The sequence below is a fragment of the Marinovum sp. E3 genome (assembly GCF_055755275.1).
On the sequence record NZ_JBVTQV010000003.1, the window covers coordinates 93,801 to 112,282 of the forward strand.

Annotated in this window: 15 protein-coding genes; 1 reads left to right on the forward strand and 14 read right to left on the reverse strand. The window is 64.1% G+C overall.

Features of this window, described 5'->3' with window-relative positions:
• Positions 1-20 precede the first annotated feature (20 nt).
• The 8 genes from AC0J5K_RS19710 to chvE form a co-directional block, all read right to left on the reverse strand.
• A complete protein-coding gene (locus tag AC0J5K_RS19710) occupies positions 21-1,541 on the reverse strand; it encodes an aldehyde dehydrogenase (NADP(+)) (protein ID WP_420398549.1) in 1,521 nt (506 codons plus the stop codon).
• Between the two features lie 10 nt (positions 1,542-1,551).
• Positions 1,552-2,469 (reverse strand): dihydrodipicolinate synthase family protein, encoded by a 918-nt coding sequence (locus tag AC0J5K_RS19715; RefSeq protein WP_420398548.1) that lies wholly within the window; start codon positions 2,467-2,469, stop codon positions 1,552-1,554.
• Positions 2,466-3,434 (reverse strand): aldose epimerase family protein, encoded by a 969-nt coding sequence (locus tag AC0J5K_RS19720; protein ID WP_420398547.1) that lies wholly within the window; start codon positions 3,432-3,434, stop codon positions 2,466-2,468. Before AC0J5K_RS19720 ends, AC0J5K_RS19715 begins: the two co-directional genes overlap by 4 nt.
• Positions 3,424-4,365 carry a Gfo/Idh/MocA family protein gene (locus AC0J5K_RS19725; RefSeq protein WP_283646362.1) on the reverse strand — a complete coding sequence of 314 codons (942 nt, stop codon included), beginning with the start codon at positions 4,363-4,365 and terminating at the stop codon, positions 3,424-3,426. The genes AC0J5K_RS19720 and AC0J5K_RS19725 overlap by 11 nt, the downstream gene beginning before the upstream one ends.
• Complete coding sequence (araD, locus tag AC0J5K_RS19730; protein WP_420398546.1) at positions 4,365-6,107, reverse strand: L-arabinonate dehydratase; 1,743 nt, start codon at positions 6,105-6,107, stop codon at positions 4,365-4,367. The genes AC0J5K_RS19725 and araD overlap by 1 nt, the downstream gene beginning before the upstream one ends.
• A gap of 3 nt (positions 6,108-6,110) precedes the next feature.
• Positions 6,111-7,340 carry a multiple monosaccharide ABC transporter permease gene (gene mmsB / locus AC0J5K_RS19735; RefSeq protein ID WP_074837070.1) on the reverse strand — a complete coding sequence of 410 codons (1,230 nt, stop codon included), beginning with the start codon at positions 7,338-7,340 and terminating at the stop codon, positions 6,111-6,113.
• A 10-nt stretch (positions 7,341-7,350) separates the two neighbouring features.
• On the reverse strand, positions 7,351-8,871 hold the full coding sequence (gene mmsA, locus AC0J5K_RS19740; RefSeq protein ID WP_283646363.1) for a multiple monosaccharide ABC transporter ATP-binding protein: 1,521 nt from the start codon (positions 8,869-8,871) through the stop codon (positions 7,351-7,353).
• Positions 8,872-8,971: 100 nt separating this feature from the next.
• Positions 8,972-10,027, reverse strand: coding sequence for a multiple monosaccharide ABC transporter substrate-binding protein (gene chvE, locus AC0J5K_RS19745; RefSeq protein ID WP_283643404.1), 1,056 nt, complete (start codon positions 10,025-10,027; stop codon positions 8,972-8,974).
• Between the two features lie 152 nt (positions 10,028-10,179).
• On the opposite strand from chvE, the gene AC0J5K_RS19750 reads away from it, so the two are divergent.
• Positions 10,180-11,070, forward strand: coding sequence for a LysR family transcriptional regulator (locus AC0J5K_RS19750; protein ID WP_244526504.1), 891 nt, complete (start codon positions 10,180-10,182; stop codon positions 11,068-11,070).
• A gap of 31 nt (positions 11,071-11,101) precedes the next feature.
• On the opposite strand, the gene AC0J5K_RS19755 is transcribed toward AC0J5K_RS19750, so the two are convergent.
• From AC0J5K_RS19755 to AC0J5K_RS19780, 6 genes are all read right to left on the reverse strand, one after another.
• Positions 11,102-11,926 carry a carbohydrate ABC transporter permease gene (locus AC0J5K_RS19755; protein WP_074837066.1) on the reverse strand — a complete coding sequence of 275 codons (825 nt, stop codon included), beginning with the start codon at positions 11,924-11,926 and terminating at the stop codon, positions 11,102-11,104.
• The gene (locus AC0J5K_RS19760; RefSeq protein WP_074837168.1) at positions 11,923-12,807 is read right to left on the reverse strand and encodes a carbohydrate ABC transporter permease; all 885 of its coding nucleotides are present in this window, start codon (positions 12,805-12,807) and stop codon (positions 11,923-11,925) included. The genes AC0J5K_RS19755 and AC0J5K_RS19760 overlap by 4 nt, the downstream gene beginning before the upstream one ends.
• Positions 12,808-12,872: 65 nt before the next feature.
• On the reverse strand, positions 12,873-14,147 hold the full coding sequence (locus tag AC0J5K_RS19765; RefSeq protein ID WP_473009937.1) for an extracellular solute-binding protein: 1,275 nt from the start codon (positions 14,145-14,147) through the stop codon (positions 12,873-12,875).
• Positions 14,148-14,179: 32 nt separating this feature from the next.
• Positions 14,180-15,265 carry an ABC transporter ATP-binding protein gene (locus tag AC0J5K_RS19770; protein ID WP_420398545.1) on the reverse strand — a complete coding sequence of 362 codons (1,086 nt, stop codon included), beginning with the start codon at positions 15,263-15,265 and terminating at the stop codon, positions 14,180-14,182.
• Positions 15,266-15,305: 40 nt separating this feature from the next.
• Positions 15,306-16,823, reverse strand: coding sequence for an arabinosylfuranosidase ArfA (gene arfA, locus AC0J5K_RS19775; RefSeq protein WP_420398544.1), 1,518 nt, complete (start codon positions 16,821-16,823; stop codon positions 15,306-15,308).
• Between the two features lie 104 nt (positions 16,824-16,927).
• The gene (locus AC0J5K_RS19780; protein WP_074837063.1) at positions 16,928-17,854 is read right to left on the reverse strand and encodes a LysR family transcriptional regulator; all 927 of its coding nucleotides are present in this window, start codon (positions 17,852-17,854) and stop codon (positions 16,928-16,930) included.
• Between the last annotated feature and the right edge of the window lie 628 nt (positions 17,855-18,482).

An 18,482-nucleotide genomic window follows, 5' to 3' on the forward strand; every position in this document is an offset into this window, starting at 1 on the left:
GGCCAGGGCCGGCAGGCCGGTCAGTCGTCGCGCAGGTCTGCCGGCAACAGGCGCTCGGGCATGTTCTGGTAACATACCGGCCGCAGGAACCGGCGGATCGCCAGGGTGCCGACCGAGGTAGCGCCAAAATTGGTAGATGCGGGATAGGGCCCGCCATGTACCATCGCATCTGCCACCTCGACCCCGGTCGGAAAGCCGTTCACAAGCACGCGCCCGGCCTTGTGTTCCAGAACCGGAACGAATTCCCGCGCCAGGTCGGTGTCGGCCTCGTCGAGCTGAAGCGTTGCGGTCAGCTGGCCTTTCAGGCTTCTGGCAACCTCGAGCATCTGCTCCGGCCCGGAAGCGGTCACGACAAGGCCCAGCGGTCCAAAGACCTCTTCGGCCAGCGCACTTTGTGCAAGCCAGTCCCGGGCGCTGACCCGGAACAGCGCCGGCCCGGCCTGTCGCCCCTCGGCGGGAGCATTGAGGATCTCCGTCACGCCGGGCCGCGATCTGACCTGCGCCGCGCCGCGCCCGAAGGCGCTTGCGATCCCCTCGGTCAGCATCGCCGAGGCGGCCACATCGGAGGCCGCGCGGGCCGCCGCCTGAGTGAAGGCCTCGAGCCCCGGCCCCTCGGCGGCCACCACGATGCCCGGCTTGGTGCAGAACTGGCCCACCCCCATGGTCAGCGATGCGGCCCAGGCCGCGCCAAGCTCGGTCGCCCGAGACGCAAGCGCCGCCGGCAGGAGAAAGACCGGGTTTACCGAGCCCAGCTCGCCAAAGAACGGGATCGGTTCGGGGCGGGCAGCGCAGAGATCGAAGAGCGCCCGGCCGCCCGCCAGCGATCCGGTGAAGCCGACCGCGCGGATCAGGGGGTGTTGGACCAGGGCGCCGCCAAGGGCATGGCTGGTTCCCTGAACAAAGGAAAAGGTGCCCGGCGGCATGCCGCTGCGCGCGACGGCCGCGGCAATGGCCTCCGCGACAATCTCGCCGGTGGCCGGATGCGCCGGATGGCCCTTGACCACAACCGGACATCCGGCGGCGAGGGCCGATGCGGTGTCCCCGCCCGCAGTCGAAAAGGCGAGCGGGAAATTCGAGGCGCCAAAGACCGCCACCGGCCCGAGGGGCCGCTGAACCATTCGCAGATCTGGCCGCGGCAAGGGCTGCCGCTCGGGCAGCGCCGGATCATGACGCCGGTCAAGATGGCGGCCCTCGCGGATATGCGCCGCAAACAGTCTGAGCTGGCCGGTGGTGCGTCCGCGCTCACCCTCCAACCGGGCGGCCGGCAGGCCGGTCTCGGCGCAGCCAAGCCGGGTGATCTCGGCGCCACGTCCCTCGATCTCTTCGGCGATGGCCTCGAGAAAATCCGCCCGCGCGGCGCGAGAGGTGTTGCCGTAGGTCGAAAACGCGCGTTCCGCGGCCCGTGCGGCGCGGTCCACTTCCTCTGCGCCACCCGCCGCAAAACTGAGCGCCGGCCCGGTCACCGGCTGCGAGTCAAAACTGTCGTCGGACCCGATCCAATCGCCTGCGATCAGATGCTTGCCTTTGTGGTCATAGGCCATCTTGTTGTCCTCACTTTCCCCAGCGCAGCGCGATCACGTCGCTTTCGGCCGCCAGTTGCAGCAGCCGGGCCCGCGTCCGGTCCGTCATCGGTTTGAGCGGATGGCGCACGTGATCCGAACCGATCACGCCCCCCGCCTGCATCACGGTCTTGGCCGCACGCAGCCCGCATTGGCGGTTTTCATGGTTGATCAGCGGCAGGCAGGCGCGCCATTGCGCCAGCGCAGCATCGACATTGCCGGCGCGATACTCGGTGACGATGGGCCGGATCAGTTCGGGTTGCAGCGCCGAGGTCATGGTGCCGGTGCAGCCGGCATCCAGGTCGGCCAGCAGGGTCACCGCCTCTTCGCCGTCAAACGGGCCAACGATATGCTCGCCCCCCGCCTCGATCAACGCCGCCAGCTTGTCGGCGGCAAACGGTGTTTCCATCTTGAAATAGCTGACATTCTCGATCTCTTTCGCCATCCGCACCAGCAGTGGCACCGGCAAGGTCGCGCCCGATAGTGGCGCATCCTGCACCATGATCGGGATCGAGACCGCATCCGACGCGGCGGCGAAATGCTCGAAGATCGCCGCCTCGCCCGGCACCAGACCCACACCGTGATAAGGCGGCATCATCATCAGCATCGCCGCGCCCAGGGCTTCGGCCTCGCGGGCGCGATCGACCACCACCTGAGTGCTGAAATGGCTGGTGGTGACGATCACCGGCACCCGGCCCGCCACATGCTCGAGCGAGAACCGGGTCAGAGTGGCGCGCTCTTCATCCGACAGAACGAATTGTTCCGAGTAATTGGCCAGGATGCAGATCGCGTCGACCCCCTGGTCGATCATGCAGTCCAGCACCCGTGTCATGCCCTCGGTGTCGATGGCCCCGTCGGCGTGAAACGGCGTCGGCGCCACGGGGAGGATTCCGGTCAATGGTTGGATCATGGGGTCTCCTTGCGGATGAATCTGAAACGGGAGGATTGGCGGAACACCCTGTTGGGGCTCAACTCGATCGAGGGAAACTCTGGGTGGTTCGGCGCATCGGGCCAGAGCTGGGGCTCCATCGCCAGACCGGCAAAGGCACCATAGGGCTTTCCGTGATGGCCCCGCGCCGGGCGCGTGTCGAGACCGGCGGCATCATAGATCTGAAGTCCCGGCGCATCGGTCTCCACCGTCATCGTCAGCCGGTCGGTTTCCAGCCACGCGACCTTGCGAAAGCCCGTGCCATTCAGGCAGAAGTTGGTGTCAAGATCGACAGCGGCCGGCAATGGCGTCGGGCTTCGCAGGTCATAGGCCGTGCCGGCGACCGGTGCGATCTCGCCGGCGGGGATCAGCGCCCGGTCGGTCGGCAGATAATGATCGGCGGCAACACGCAGTCGATGCCCGGCCAGGCCCTCGCCGCCGAGACACCAATAGCCGTGAAAGGCCGGGTTGCAGAAAGTTCGCGCCGGGCTCTGACCTGTGATCTCGAGCCGCAGCGCGCCGTCCTCCTCGATCTCATAGGCCACCCGGATCGTCAGCGGCCCAGGCGGACCGCCATCACCCGGGTCGGACGCGATGCCAAGGACCACCCGATGCCGGTCCCGGCTCTCGATGCTCCAGGTGCGCTGCGACAGTCCCTGCGGACCGCCGTGCAGCGCGGTGTCGCCCTCGTTGGTCGCGAGTGTGACGATCCCGCCGTCGAGTGGCGCCCGGCCGCCTGCTATGCGATTGGCAATCGGTCCGACAATGGCCCCGAAATAGCGCATCGGGCCGCGATAGGCGACGGCGTCCTCACTGCCCAGCACCAGCGAATGGGCAAAGCCATCGAGGCGAAAGTCGGCCAGCGTGGCGCCATAGGTCAGGATCCGCGCCCGCGACGGCCCGCGCGCAATGGTCAGGCTTTCCTCGGTCGGCGGGTCAAGCGGCATCGGTCGCACTCTCGACAAAGGGCGCCACACGTTCGCGCCGGCCGAGCGTGAAGATATCGGCCACCAGGGTCATCGGACGCAGATCGACATCGCATTGCCCCTGACGCACCAGGTCGGCCATACGCTTGTAGAGCCGCGGGTATTCCCCGGCGAGCGCCGCAGCCGCGCCCTTGACCGTGCCGTCGATCTCGAGCCTTGCACCGCCATCGGCCAGCCGGAGGCTGCCGCTTTCGGTCACCGCCACGATCTCCCAGATCTGATCGCCTTGCTGGCGCCAGTCGAAAACGGCCTCGGCCCTGGCGCCGCCGGGATGGCAAAACCCGACCCGGGCCGCAATCGGCGTCTGGCAGTTCTCGGGCACCTCCAGCACCGCCTGGGTGACATGCAGGTCTTCGGCCAGAATCTCGGTCACGATCGACAGCGCGTTGATGCCCGGGTCAAAGACACCGAGACCGCCCGGCTCCCAGAGCCAGCTCTGCCCCGGATGCCAGCGCCGCACGTCCTCTTTCCAGGTCACGGTCAGCGACGTCAGCGTCTTGTCCTCCAGCCAGGCTTTCGCCGCCCCGACCATCTCGGCCGCGCGCGAATGCCAGGTGGTGTAGAGCGTCAGCCCCGCTGCCCGCGCCGCCCGCTCGAGCGCATGGCACTCGGCCAGCGTGGCCCCGGGCGGCTTTTCCAGCATGACATGGCGCCCGGCCGCAATGGCCTGCATCGCATAGGCAAACCGCGGCACCGGGGGCAGGCAGAGCGAGACGACGCGAATGTCGGGCCGCGCCTCGAGCATGGCGCCGAGGTCGGTAAAGGCCTCCACGCCGTCAACCGCGCCCTCCCGGCTGACGGTGGCGGCGAGTTCCCAGTCGGGGCTGTCCGATATCGCGGGCACATGCTCGTCCACCGCGATCTTTCCTATGCCAACGAGGGCTATTTTCATCAGTGAGAATCCTTGCCCACGGGCGCCCCGCGGCAGCCCTTGAGGAAATCCAGGTCGGCGCCGGTATCCGCGCCTTCCACATGCGCCTGGTGCAGCCAGGCATAGCCGCTTTCGGCGCGTTCATGCGCCGGCGTCCAATCGGCCAGCCGCGCCTGCAATTCCGCCTCGGTGATGTCGAGGTGCAGGCGCCGGTTTTCGACATCGACCTCGATCATGTCGCCGCTGCGGACAACCGCCAGCGGCCCGCCCGCCGCCGCCTCGGGCGAGGTGTGCAGGATCACCGTGCCATAGGCGGTGCCGGACATGCGCGCATCGGAAATGCGGATCATGTCCTTGACGCCTTTCTTCAGTACCTTGGGCGGCAGTCCCATGTTGCCGACCTCGGCCATGCCGGGATAGCCTTTGGGGCCGCAGTTCTTGAGCACCATGATGCAGGTCTCGTCGATGTCGAGCGTGTCATCGTTGATCCTGGCCTTGTAATTGTCGATGTCCTCGAAGACGACGGCGCGGCCGCGATGCTGCATCAGATGCGGCGAGGCGGCCGAGGGTTTGAGGATCGCCCCCTTCGGCGCAAGATTGCCCGTCAGCACCGCGATCCCGCCCTTTTGCGTCAAGGCCTTATCGAGCGGCAGGATCACGTCCTCGTTCCAGTTCTTTGCGTCCTTGACCTCGTCCCAGATCGTTCGGCCCGAAACGGTCAGAGCCGTCTTGTGCAGCTTGCCGCCCTCGGCCAGCCGTTTCAGCACCACAGGCAGACCGCCGGCATAGAAGAATTCCTCCATCAGGTATTTGCCCGAGGGTTGCAGGTTGAGGATCGTGGCAATGTCACGCCCGCACCGGTCCCAGTCGTCCAGCGTGAGATCCACGCCCACCCGGCCCGCGATGGCCAACATGTGAACGACCGTGTTGGTCGAACCACCCACCGCCCCGTTGCAACGGATGGCATTTTCGAATGCCTCGCGGGTCAGGATGTCCGAGGGTTTCAGGTCGTCCTTGACCATCTGCACGATACGCCGCCCGGAAAGCTGCGCCATGACCCGGCGGCGGCTGTCCACCGCCGGGATCGCCGCATTGCCCGAGAGCGCCATGCCAAGCGCCTCGGCCATGCTCGCCATGCTCGACGCCGTGCCCATGGTGTTGCAGGTGCCGGAGGAACGGGTGACGGCCGATTCCGCTTCGAGGAAGTCCTCCGGCGCCATCTCTCCGGCCTTCACTGCCTCGGAAAAGCGCCACAGGTGCGTGCCCGCGCCGACCCTTTCGCCCTGGAACCAGCCGTTCAGCATCGGCCCGCCGGTCACCACGATGGACGGCAGGTCACAGGACGCGGCCGCCATCAGAAGCGACGGCGTGGTCTTGTCGCAACCCACCATCAGCACGCAGCCGTCCATCGGCTGGCCGCGGATCTGTTCCTCGATGCTGAGGGAGGCGAGGTTGCGGAACATCATCGCGGTGGGGCGGAAGGTGTTTTCCGAGGCCGAGAATACCGGCACCTCCATCGGAAACCCGCCGGCCTCCCAGATGCCGGCCTTCACCTTTTCCGCCAGCTCGCGCAGGTGACCGTTGCAGGGCGTCATGTCGGACCAGGTGTTGAGGATGCCGATCACCGGGCGGCCGTCAAAGAGATCGTCGGGATAGCCCTGGTTCTTCATCCAGCCGCGATGATAGATCACGTCCTTCGTGCTGCCCTCGTACCATTCGGCAGAGCGCAACTTGCGCGGCCATTTGGCGGGTTTGAAAGCCATGCCTCAGCCCTTCTTCTTGTTGTAGACGTCGAAGATCACGGCCGCGAGCAGCACCAGCCCCTTGATCATCTGCTGGTAATCGATGCCGATGCCCATGATCGACATGCCGTTGTTGAGAACCCCCATCAGGAAGGCGCCGACCACGGCGCCGACGATCCGGCCAACGCCGCCCGACATCGACGCCCCGCCGATAAAGACCGCCGCGATCACGTCGAGTTCCAGCGCGAACCCGGCCTTGGGGGTCGCGGTGTTCAGGCGGGCGGCAAAGACCAGTCCCGCGATGGCCGCCAGGATGCCCATGTTGACGAAGGCCAGGAAGGTCAGCCGTTCGGTCTTGATGCCCGAGAGCTTGGCCGCCTTCTCGTTGCCGCCAAGCGCATAGATGCGGCGGCCCAGCACCGTGCGTTCGGTGATGAAGGCATAGACAACGGTCAGAACGCCCATGGTCAGCAGCACATTGGGCAGGCCCCGAAAGGTCGCCAGCTTGTAGAGGATGAAGACCAGCGCCAGCGCGATGATCGCGGTGCGCACCACAAAGAAGGCGCGCGGTTCGTCCTCGATGCCGTAGGCTTTGTTGTGGGCGCGCTTGCGCAGCCCGGACCAGACCACCCAGCTTGCGGCGATGATGCCGATGGCGCAGGCAAGCACATTGAAATTGCGGGTGCCGAGGACGCCTTTCAGCGCCTCGCCGCCGGGCAGGACATCCGGCACGAAACCGGTGGCGATCACCTGGAATTCGCGCGGGAAGGGGCCGACCGACTGGCCTTCCAGAAGCCACAGCGACAAGCCGCGGAACACCAGCATCCCGGCAAGCGTCACGATGAAGCTGGGAATTTTCCAATAGGCCACCCAATAGCCCTGCGCGCCGCCGATCAGCGCCCCGACCACGACGCATGTCGCCATGGTCACGGCGATGGGCACCTCCCAGTTGACCACCATCACCGCCGCCAGCGCCCCGACAAATCCCATCACCGAACCGACCGACAGGTCGATGTGCCCGGCGACGATGACGATCAGCATCCCCAGCGCCATGATGACGATATAGCTGTTCTGCAACAGCAGGTTGGTCAGGTTGATCGGGCGCAGCAAGGTGCCGCTGGTGACCACCTGAAAAAACGCCATGATCGCGATCAGAGCAAACAGCAGCCCGTATTCGCGCAGATGCGCGGTGAGGTATTCGGCAAGTCGGCCCGAGCCGCCGGCCTTTTGGTTGGTGTCTTCGGCCATCGACATGGCAAGCCCCCTAGTTGTTCACGATGAGCGACATGATGCGCTCCTGACTGGCGTCGCTTGCGGGCATTTCGCCCACGAAGGCGCCTTCGTTCATCACGTAGATCCGGTCGCACATGCCCAGCAGTTCCGGCATCTCCGACGAGATCATCACCACGCCCTTGCCGGCGGCGGCGAGATCGTTGATCAGACCGTAAATTTCGTATTTCGCCCCGACGTCGATGCCGCGGGTCGGCTCGTCCAGGATCAGCACTTCGGGGCCGGCAAAGAGCCATTTGGACAGCACGACCTTTTGCTGGTTGCCGCCCGAGAGGTTCACCACCTTCTGGAACACACCTGGCGTGCGGATCCCCAGATCACCGCGATATTTTTCGGCCACGCGCTTTTCGGCATGTTCGTTCAGCACCGGCCCGCGCGCCACGTCCGGCAGGTTGGAGATGGTGATGTTGCGGGTGATGCTGTCGTCGAGGATCAGCCCGAGGCTCTTGCGATCCTCCGGCACATAGGCCAGCCCGGCGGCAATGGCGCGGCTGACGTCCGAGACATCCGCCGGCTGGCCGTGCATCTCGACCGTGCCCGAGATGTTCTGCCCCCAGCTCCGGCCGAAGATCGACATGGCAAGCTCGGTCCGGCCGGCCCCCATCAGGCCGGCGATGCCGACCACCTCGCCGGCGCGGACGTCAAAGCCGACGTCCTTGATCACCTGCCGGTCGTCATGCTCGGGGTGATAGACCGACCAGTCGGCAACGCGCATGATGCGTTCGCCGATCTCCGGGGTCCGCTCGGGATAGCGGTTTTCCATCGACCGGCCCACCATGTCGCGCACGATGCGGTCTTCGGTGATGCCGTCGCTGGTGTCGAAACTGCTGACCGACTGGCCGTCGCGGATCACCGTGACGCTGTCGGCCACGCGGCGCACCTCGTTCAGCTTGTGGCTGATGATGATCTGCGTCATGCCCTGCGCCTTGAGCTCGAGCATCAGGTCGAGCAGTTTCTGGCTGTCGCTCTCCGACAGGGCCGAGGTCGGCTCGTCGAGGATCAGCAACCGCACCTCCTTGGCCAGCGCCTTGGCGATCTCGACCAGTTGCTGCTTGCCGACGCCCAGCTTTTCGACCTGCGTCGTCGGGGCATCGCGCAGGCCCACCTTGCGCAACAGCGCCTCGGTCCTGCGGTTGGTGTCGCGCCAGTCGATGACGCCGCCGCGGGCGTTTTCATTGCCGAGAAACAGGTTCTCGGCAATCGACAGCAGCGGCACCAGCGCCAGTTCCTGGTGGATGATGATGATGCCGCGCGCCTCGCTGTCGGCGATGTCGCGCATCTCGGTCAGGGCGCCGTCATAATGGATTTCGCCGTCGTAGCTGCCCGCCGGGTAGACGCCGGAGAGCACTTTCATCAGCGTCGACTTGCCGGCGCCGTTCTCGCCGCAGATGGCGTGAATCTCGCCGGTCTTGACCTGCAACGAGACATTGTCGAGCGCCTTGACGCCCGGAAAGGTCTTGGTGATGGAGCGCATGTCCAGCAGCATGTCCTGCATGGCGGGTGCCTCACGGGTTCGGGGAATTTCAGGCGGACCGGCCCGACGATGCAGACCGGCCCGTCAGATCAACGACAGGGAGAGAAATGCGCCGGAGCGCTTACTTGATCTGATCGAGGGTGTAATAGCCGGTGTCGATCAGGCGTTCCTGCCAGTTCTCCTCGGTGACCTTCAGCGGCTCGAGCAGATAGGACGGCACGACCTTGACGCCGTTGTCATAGGTCTCGGTGTCGTTGATCTCGGGCTCGCCGCCTTCCAGCAAGGCCTCGACCATGCCAACGGTGACGCGGGCGAGTTCGCGGGTATCCTTGAAGATCGTAGAATACTGTTCGCCCGCCAGGATCGACTTGACCGAAGGCACCTCGGCGTCCTGACCGGTGACGATCGGCATCGGCGTGTCGCCGGTGCCGTAGCCCACACCTTTGAGCGAAGACAGGATGCCGATGGACAGCCCATCGTAAGGCGACAGAACGCCATGCACCTGCTTGTCGGTGTAATGCGCCGAAAGCAGATTATCCATCCGCGCCTGCGCCACCGCGCCGTCCCAACGCAGGGTGCCCACCGTGTCCATGCCCATCTGGCCCGAGACGACGTTGACCTTGCCGCTGTCGATCAGCGGTTGCAGCACCGACATCGCGCCATCGTAGAAGAAATAGGCGTTGTTGTCGTCGGGCGAGCCGCCGAACAGCTCGACATTCCAAGGCGCGACATCGGGATAGCGTTCCTCGAGCCCGGCGACGAGCGTCTCGGCCTGCTGCACGCCGACCTTGAAGTTGTCGAAGGTGGCGTAATAGCTGACATTGCCGCTGTCGCGGATCAGACGGTCATAGGCGATTACCTCGATGCCGGCGAAACTCGCGTTCTCCAGCGCGTTCGACAGGGTGGTGCCGTCAATCGCCGCGATCACCAGCGCATCGACGCCGTTGGTGATCATGTTCTCAATCTGCGCCAGCTGGTTGGGAATGTCATCTTCGGCGTATTGCAGGATGGTCTCGTAACCCGCGGCTTCGAACTGCTGCACCATCGACTCGCCGTCCGAGATCCAGCGGGCGGATGATTTTGTGGGCATGGCAATCCCGACAAGACCATCGGCATAGGCACTGGTGGCAAGAATGGTCGCCAGCGCGGTGCTGGCGAGAATGGATTTGAATGTCATTTTGTCCTCCTCTGAGGCGCCGCTCGTTGCATCGGAAGCGCCTTGGGGGCCAAAGTAACCGGGCAAAACATATCATACTAATTCGAACATTGACGACCGACATAACATATATGATATGCCTAAGTCGCATGACCTCCGCCCTGACCCAACGGATGAAACCGTCCCATCTCAAGCTGATCTGCGCCATCCGCGATCATGGCAAGTTGCAGCTTGCGGCGGATGCGGTGGGCATGTCGCAACCCGCCGCCTCGCGCATGTTGTCCGAGATCGAAACCGATGCCGGCGGGCCGCTGTTCGAACGTCTGCCGCGCGGGATGGCGCCGACGCCGATCGGCGCGGCCTTCGTGCGCCACGCCCGGGTCATCCTCGCCGAGGTGGACACGCTGACCACCGAGATCGCGCAGCTTCAGGGCGGCACCGCCGGCGCGGTGCGCGTCGGCGCGGTCACCGGGCCGGCGGTGGGCGCCCTGGTGCCCGCGCTGATGGCCGTGCGCGCCGAGATGCCGGACATCCAGCCCACCATCGAGGTGGCGCCCTCGGTGACATTGATCCGCGGGCTCGAGGAAGGCCGGTTCGATTTCGTGCTGGCGCGGGTCGGATCAGACAGCGACCTGCGGGCCTTTCAGGCCTATCCCGGCCGCACCGAAACCGTCTGCCTGGTGGCAAGCGCCGATCATCCGCTTGCAGGCCGACGGGTGGCGCTGTCAGAGACCCTGCCCTACGAGTTTGTCATTCAGGAACCGGGGTCACCGATCCGTACCGCACTGGAAACCGCGTTTCTGGAAAACCGTCTACCGACGCCGGCGCAGGTGACAAACAGCTCTTCCTTGCTCATCGCCCTGAACATCGTCTCGGATTCCCGGGCGGTCTCGCCTCAGACCCGGGAGGTCGGGCAGCTCCTGGCCCGCATCGCCCCCGGATTGGCGATTGTCGAAACCGACGAAAACATCGTGGTGTCGAACTACCTGGTGCTGCATGTCCGCCACCGCGCCTTGTCGCCGGTCGCGCAGCGCCTGCTGAACGAGGTGCTGCGGCGGCTCTGAGCGCGGCGGGGCATAGCGCCCGCGAAACCCCCTAGCCTTTCACCCCGGCCGAGATCATCACCGCTTCGGTGACGCGCCGCTGGAAGATCAGGTAGCCGATGATCACCGGCGCGGCGGCCAGAAGCGCCAGCGCCATCATCCGGGCATAGGCCACGCCAAAGGCATCGGTGACCTGGGTAATGCCGACCGGGATGGTCATCATGTCCTCGCTGGTGACCACCAGGAACGGCCAGAAAAAATTGTTCCAGGCCGAGATGAAGGTGATGATCGCCAGCGCCGCGGTGATACCCCAGTTCAGCGGCAGGTACAGCTTGAACAGCAGCACGAACTCGCCGCCGCCGTCCAGCAGCACCGCCTCGCGCATTTCGCGCGGAATGGCGTCGAAAAACTGCTTGTAGACGATCACCACCACCGGCACGATCAATTGCGGCAGGATGATCCCCCACCAGGTATTGACCATGTCGAGATCGTTCATCAGCACGAACTGCGCCACGTAAAGCGCCGGCACCGGCACCATGAAGCTCGCCACCACCAGAAGATAGAGCGTCTGGCGCCCCGGGAACCTGAGCTGCGACAGCGCATAGGCGCACATCATGCCGGTCAGCAGGACGATGACGGTGATGATCACCGAGGTGCCCACCGAATTGAGATACCAGAGCGGCAGCTTCGAGGTCGACAGCACATCGATATAGGCCGAGAAATTCAGCTCGTCGATCAGCACGCCGGCGTCCGAGATGATCCGGTTCTCGCTGCGCAGCGAGGTGGTCAGCGCCCAGTAGAGCGGAAAGATCCAGATCGCGGCGGCGATCAGCACGATGGCGGAAAAGGCGAGGTTGCGGGCGCGTTTGGCGGTCATTTACGGGCTCCGATACGCAGCAGCTGGAATTGCAGGACCGAGACGATGACGATGATCCCGAAGAGCACCATGGCGATGGCCGAGGCATAGCCGCCGTTGTTGAGCTGAAAGGCCTCGCGGTACATCTGCATCAGCACCACATACGACTGGTTGAAGGGGCCGCCATTCGACAGCAGGTAGACCTGATCGAAAAGCTTGAGTTGAAGGATCAGTTGCAGCGTCAGCACCAGCGCGGTGATCGGCCAGAGCAGCGGCCAGGTGATCCGCCAGAAGCGCTGCCATGACGTGGCCCCATCCAGGGCCGCGGCCTCGTAGAGATCCTGGGGAATGTTGCGCAGCCCGGCGATGAGCAACAGCACGTTGAAGCCATTGGTCCACCAGATGGTGACGACGGCGATCATCGGCATCACCCAATAGGGGTTCTTGAACACCGGCACCGGTTTGCCCGTCACCGCCGCGATCAGCGGTTGCAGGATGCCGAACTGGAAATCCAGCATCCAGGTCCAGATCATGGTGACGACCGAGACCGGCAGCACATAGGGCAGGAAAAACAGCGTCAGCACCAGCGCCTGCATCCGGCCCTTCAGCTTGCTCACCGCCAGCGCGATCAGAAGCGCGATCACCGTGGTCGGCACGACGGTCAGCAGCACGAAGTAGAAGTTGTTCCAGAGCGAGGTGTAGAACAGCCGGTCGTTGAACAGCTTGACGTAGTTCGCCAGCCCGATCCAGGTGCCCTCGCCGATCAGTGGCGCATCGGTAAAGCTGAGCGCGATGACCTTGTAGGTCGGGTAGAGAAAGAAAACCGTGAAGACCAGCAGGAAGGGCGCGATCAACAGGCCTGCGGCCCGCAATTCGCGACGGCGACGGTTTGCTTTCGACATGACGGCCTCCCTGCCTTCGGCATGTGACGCCGGGAACATGTATGTCACATCCCCGGCCATCGTCTTCAGTTCAACAGTGCTTGGAGCTGGGCTTTCATCTCGGCCGCGGCATCATCGGCGCTGAGGAACCCATGCACCGCAGGGGCGATCAGGTTGTCCACCGCGTCATAGATCGGCGAGGCGACGCCGGCGATTTTGGAGCGCGGATCAAAGGCCGCGTTGCCGGCCAGAGAGGCATAGGTCGCGTTCGGTTGCAACGCGCCATATGCGTCGCTGTCCACCGTCGGCTTGTACGCCGGGATGTGGCCGGCGCCCGCCCAGTCCAGGGAGTGCTTTTCCATCCAGCCGATCACGGTCAGAACCGCGTCGCGGGTTTCGGCGTCCATATCGGGATCATTGGGGATGGCAAAGGCGTGGCTGTCCGCCCAGGTCGCGGGCTGGTCCATCAGCTGCGGCACCTCGTTGGCGAACCAGTCAAAGCCCAGAGTGTCGGCCTCAGTCTGGTCCTTGAAGGTCGGCACTTCCCAGACGCCGTTGATGTGCAGCACCGATTTGCCGCCTGAAAACAGCGCCACGGACGCCTCGTAGGCGGCCTGCTCCGGGATCAGCCCGGCAGCGCGCCAATCAGCCATGATCTTGATCGCATTGGCCGCCTTGTCGAGATTGTCACCGGCCAGCACTTCGCCATCGGTCAGCATCTCGCCGTTCTGCTGGCGCAGCAGGGTATAGAAGACGCGCCAAGTGCCGCCGCCGCCCTCGGTCTGAAAGCTCAGCGGATCAGAAAAGCCGTGGTCCTTGGCCCAGGTCAGCAGCGCGGTCACGTCGTCGATCGAGTTCAGCCCGGTCAGGTTGCCGTCAGCGTCCAGCCATTCGGTGCCTTCCAGCGCGGTGCGGTTGTAATAGGTGACGATGGCATGGATGTCGAAAGGCACGGCCATCAGCGCGCCGTCCTCGCTCGAGGCGGCGGCGATGGAGGCCGGGAAGAAATCGCCGGTCGAGATCCCGGCGGTCTCGAGATCGGCCTCGGTGATCGGCGACAGCACGCCCTCCTCGAGCGCCAGAGGCAGGCGCGACAGGTGATAGGTCATGATGTCGGGCCCCTGCCCGACCGCCACCGAGGTGCGCACCTTGGTATAAAACGGCAGCCCCCATTCCAGCGTGGTGCCGTTGATCTGAATGTCGGGGTGTTCCTCGTTGAACTGGCCGATCAGCGCCTTCATGCGCACGCCGTCGCCGCCGCCAAGGAAATCCCACCACTCGACCTCGACCTGCGCCCAAGCCGGGCCCGAAAGCCCCAAAGCCAAGGCGGTTGCCGCGGTCAGTTTCCCAATTTTTCTAATCATTTCAGTCTCCTCCTGCTGTTCTCGTGACCCTACCGAACCCGGTCACCACTCTTGTCGAATACAAAGATCCGTGCCAGCTCGGGCGTGACGGTCTGGACCGTGCCGTGCATGCCGTGGCGCGCGCCGGTCTGCTGGAAAATCACGGCTTCGCCGCCCTCCAGCGTGCCATGCTGATAGGACACGCCGCCCAGCTCTTCGGCGACGTCCACGGTGACACGCATGCCGCCCGCTGCCGTTACCATCAGATGCTCGGGCCGCATGCCCAGCACGAGGACGGTGCCTTGCTCCGGGCGATGGCGCAGCGGAATATCAAAGCTCTGGTCGGGCTGGCCGGCCAGCTGGGCGGTAATGCCGTCCTTGGTATGGCCGGCGACCGTTGCCTCGAAAAAGTTCATCGACGGCGATCCGATAAAGCCCGCCACGAAGCGGTTCGACGGGTCGTCATAGAGATCAAGCGGCGCGCCATGTTGTTGTACGTGCCCGCCTTGCAGCACAAAGATCGTGTCGGCCAGGGTCATCGCCTCGACCTGATCATGGGTGACATAGATCATCGTCGCGCCGAGCTGCTTGTGCAGCCGCGCCAATTCGAGGCGCATCTGCACCCGCAGCTCGGCATCGAGGTTCGACAGCGGCTCGTCGAACAGGAACACATCCGGCGCCCGCACGATGGCGCGGCCGATGGCCACCCGCTGTCGCTGACCGCCGGACAATTGCGCCGACTTCTTGTCCAGGTGGTCCGACAGTTTCAGGATGCCGGCCGCCCGGCGCACCTTTTCGTCGACCTCCGCCCTGGGCCGTTTTGCCAGGCGCAGGCTGAACGCCATGTTCTCGAACACCGAGAGATGCGGGTAAAGGGCGTAAGATTGGAACACCATGGCCACGCCGCGATCTGCCGGGTCTTCGTGCGTCACATCGCGCGCGCCGATGGCGATCTGGCCATCGCTGGTGTCCTCGAGGCCGGCAATCATCCGCAGCAGGGTAGATTTGCCGCAGCCCGAGGGGCCGACGAACACCGCGAACTGACCGCGCGGAATGTCCATGTCGACCCCCCGGATCACATCCACCGCGCCAAAGCTCTTCTTGACGTCTCTCAGATGAACTCCGGTGTCCTGCATTGCCGCTCCCCCCTTTTCCGGTTCCTCACCCATTCTGCCGTCAGCCGACCGACAATCGGATCACGCTATAAGAGAACGCGGGCAGTTCACCGGTCACCCTGCCATCGGCAACCGCCAGCTTTTCGCCCTTGCGTGGCGTGATCCGGTCGGGCTCTGCCGCGGTATTGGCGATCCGCGCATCGGCGCTGTTGCCGCCCATCACCTGGTGATCGATCAGGCCGAGGCCATCGAAACCGTGCAGCGCAAGGTCGAGGTCCATGGTCGCGTCCGGGCTACGGTTTATCGCAAAGATGGTGATCGACCTGCCGTCGGGCGCCAGAACCGCCGCAACATCCAGGTAGTTCACGTCCTGCGCCACCCTGGCATCATATCGGGGGCCGTCCACCGCGACGTTCAGCGCCGTTCCCCGGCCATGGAGGCTGGCGAATTGATAGGGGTAATAGATCGTCGTCGCCCAGGCCGGGCCGCCGGTCTCTGTGCGGATCGGCGCGATGACATTCACAAGCTGCGCGATACAGGCGATCTTGACCCGATCCGAGCGGCGGATGAACTCGTTGAGCAGACCGCCGACAAAGATCGCATCTTCGAGGTTGTAATCCTCTTCCAGCAGCGCGGGCGCCTCGGGCCAGTCCCAGGACTGCCAATTCTTCGAATCCTGCGCGCGGTTGTGATACCAGACATTCCATTCATCGAAGCAGATGTAGATGTCATTCTTGGCCCGTTTCTTGGCCTTGACGTAATCGATGACGCCGCCGATCGACTGGATATACCGCCCGGTCTCCTCGATCTTGGCAAAGTAGTTCAGGCTGTCGCGGCTGTTGTTGCCGAAATACTTGTGCAGCGAGATGTAATCGACGTTCTCGTAGCATTCCTCCAGCACCTGCCGCTCCCAGTCGGGATAGGTCGGCATCTGGTCGTTCGACGAGCCGCAGACCACGGTCTCGATTCCCTTGCCGAAAGCCTTGACCGCCTTGGATGTCTCGTCGGCCAGGCGGCCGTATTCCTTGGCCTCCATGTGGCCGATCTGCCAGGGGCCGTCCATCTCGTTGCCCAGGCACCACATGTTCACGCCATAGGGTTGGTCGACCCCATGGCTGCGGCGCAGGTCGCTCCAATAGGTGCCCGAGGGATGGTTGCAATATTCGACGAAATTGCGCGCCTCCTCGATGCCGCGGGTGCCGAGATTGACCGCCAGCATCATCTCGATCTCGGCGTCGCGTGCCCATTTCGCAAACTCGTTGATGCCCACCTGGTTGGTCTCTTTCGAGCGCCAGGCGAGATCGAGCCGCACCGGGCGATCCGCTTGCGGGCCGATCCCGTCTTCCCATTTGTAGGCGGAAACGAAATTGCCACCCGGATAGCGGATTGCCGGGATCTTCAGCCCCCGCACCAGTTCGAGCACGTCCTGGCGGAAACCGTCGGCGTTGGCGGTCGGGTGATCCGGTTCATAGATGCCGGTATAGATGGCCCGGCCCATGTGCTCGATAAAAGCCGAATAGAGGCGATCGTCGATCTGCGCGATGGCAAAATCCCGGTGAATTGTTGCGCGGCTCTTCATGTCCCCTCCGGATGCAAACCTTGTGTTGAGGGGAGCCTATGCCGAGGACGGATTGCCCAACAATTTACATCTCGGACTATCGCGTTGACAGTATTGGTAACACACTAGCGGCCCAGACGGGCCTGGACCAGCGCCAGCAGACGCTGGGCCGCCGGCGACATCAATCGATCGCGCGGGCAGAGGATGTGATAGGGCTCGATCCGGATCTGCCGCACCGTCCGAAGCAGGGCCAGGTCGGCGCAAAAGGGCGGCGACAGCAGAAGATCGGCCACTTCATGAGTGACCACGGCAATGACGTCGGAGTCGCGCAGCAAGGCCATGATCGCCACCACCGAAGCGGTCTTGATCAGGTTTGCCGGCAGGTCCGTCCCCTCTTCGTGAAAGGCGATTTCCAAGGCGTGTCGGATGGGCGCGCCGCGATCCTGCATCGTCCAGGCCTGGTCGCGCAACTCGGCCAGCGTCACCTCGCCGGCCTCGGCCATGGGATGCCCGCGGCGCACCATCAACAGCACGGCTTCATCGCCGGCCGGATGGATCTCGAAGTCGCGGGAATAATCATGCGGCCCGACGCGGCTCAGGGTGAAATCGAATTCGCCGCGCTCCAGCCCCCACATCAAGCGTGAAGATGAGGATACATCCAGCGCAACATCCACCAACGGCGCCTCCGATTTCAGGTCCAGGATCGCCGGGATCGCCGCCGCAAGGGCGCCCCCGGTGACTGCTCCGACCCGCACCGAGCCACCGGTGCCCCCAAGATGAGCCGCGAAGTCCTGCGCCATCTGGTCAATGTCATGCACCAGCTTGCGGGCATGATTGACCAGCACCCGGCCTGCGGGTGTCGGCAACATGCCCTTGGGCGTACGGGTGAACAATTCGGTGCCAAGTTGGCTTTCGATCTCGGCCAACATGCGCGAGGCCGCCGGCGTCGTCATGTTGCAGGTATCCGCCGCCAGGCGCAGCTTGCCATGCCTGGCGATTGCCGAGATCAGACGCAATTGCACCGGTCGCAGCGAGCGAAGATAGAGTGTCACGGGCCAGGATCCTTGGGTTGCCTGCCCGAAAGCATGCGCGCCGGGCTTGCGCGAGACTCGCGCGGGCCCGGTGTGATATTCAAGCCTTTTCCGCGCGGCCGTCAGACCACCATCCCCGACCGACATCGGAAACCGGGAACACCGCACGGCGCTTATAGTATCCTTATCCACCAAAAACCGCCCCGCTAGGCTATCGCTCAATATGTCCGATAATTTCGTCGGATGCCTGCCAACACTGTGCTTTTCCCAGCCTGCGGCGATCCAGTAACGCCAATATCCGGTTCGTCCCTCGATGTGCAGACTGTTATGTGGCGTCGTGCGAGAATCGTTGCGCCCTATTCAGAGGACGCAGAGCCCGCCGAAATTTTGCAGTGAGCGTTACAACAGACAAAGGCAGAACGTAGCATTCTGAGGCCCCGAGAGCCGGAAAGCCGCGGATGTGGACAACCTGTGCATAACTTTAGGCATAAAATTCAATGTCTTACACTTGCGCCATTTGGTCCGTCGCCAAAATTTTCATTGCATCCGGGGAATGAAACCCTTCGAGATACAAGGCATGCGCGAACATTTTTCTTGAGTTTCAGAAGGCTACCCTGCATACCTGTAACGCGAAACAAAAGAAAAATTG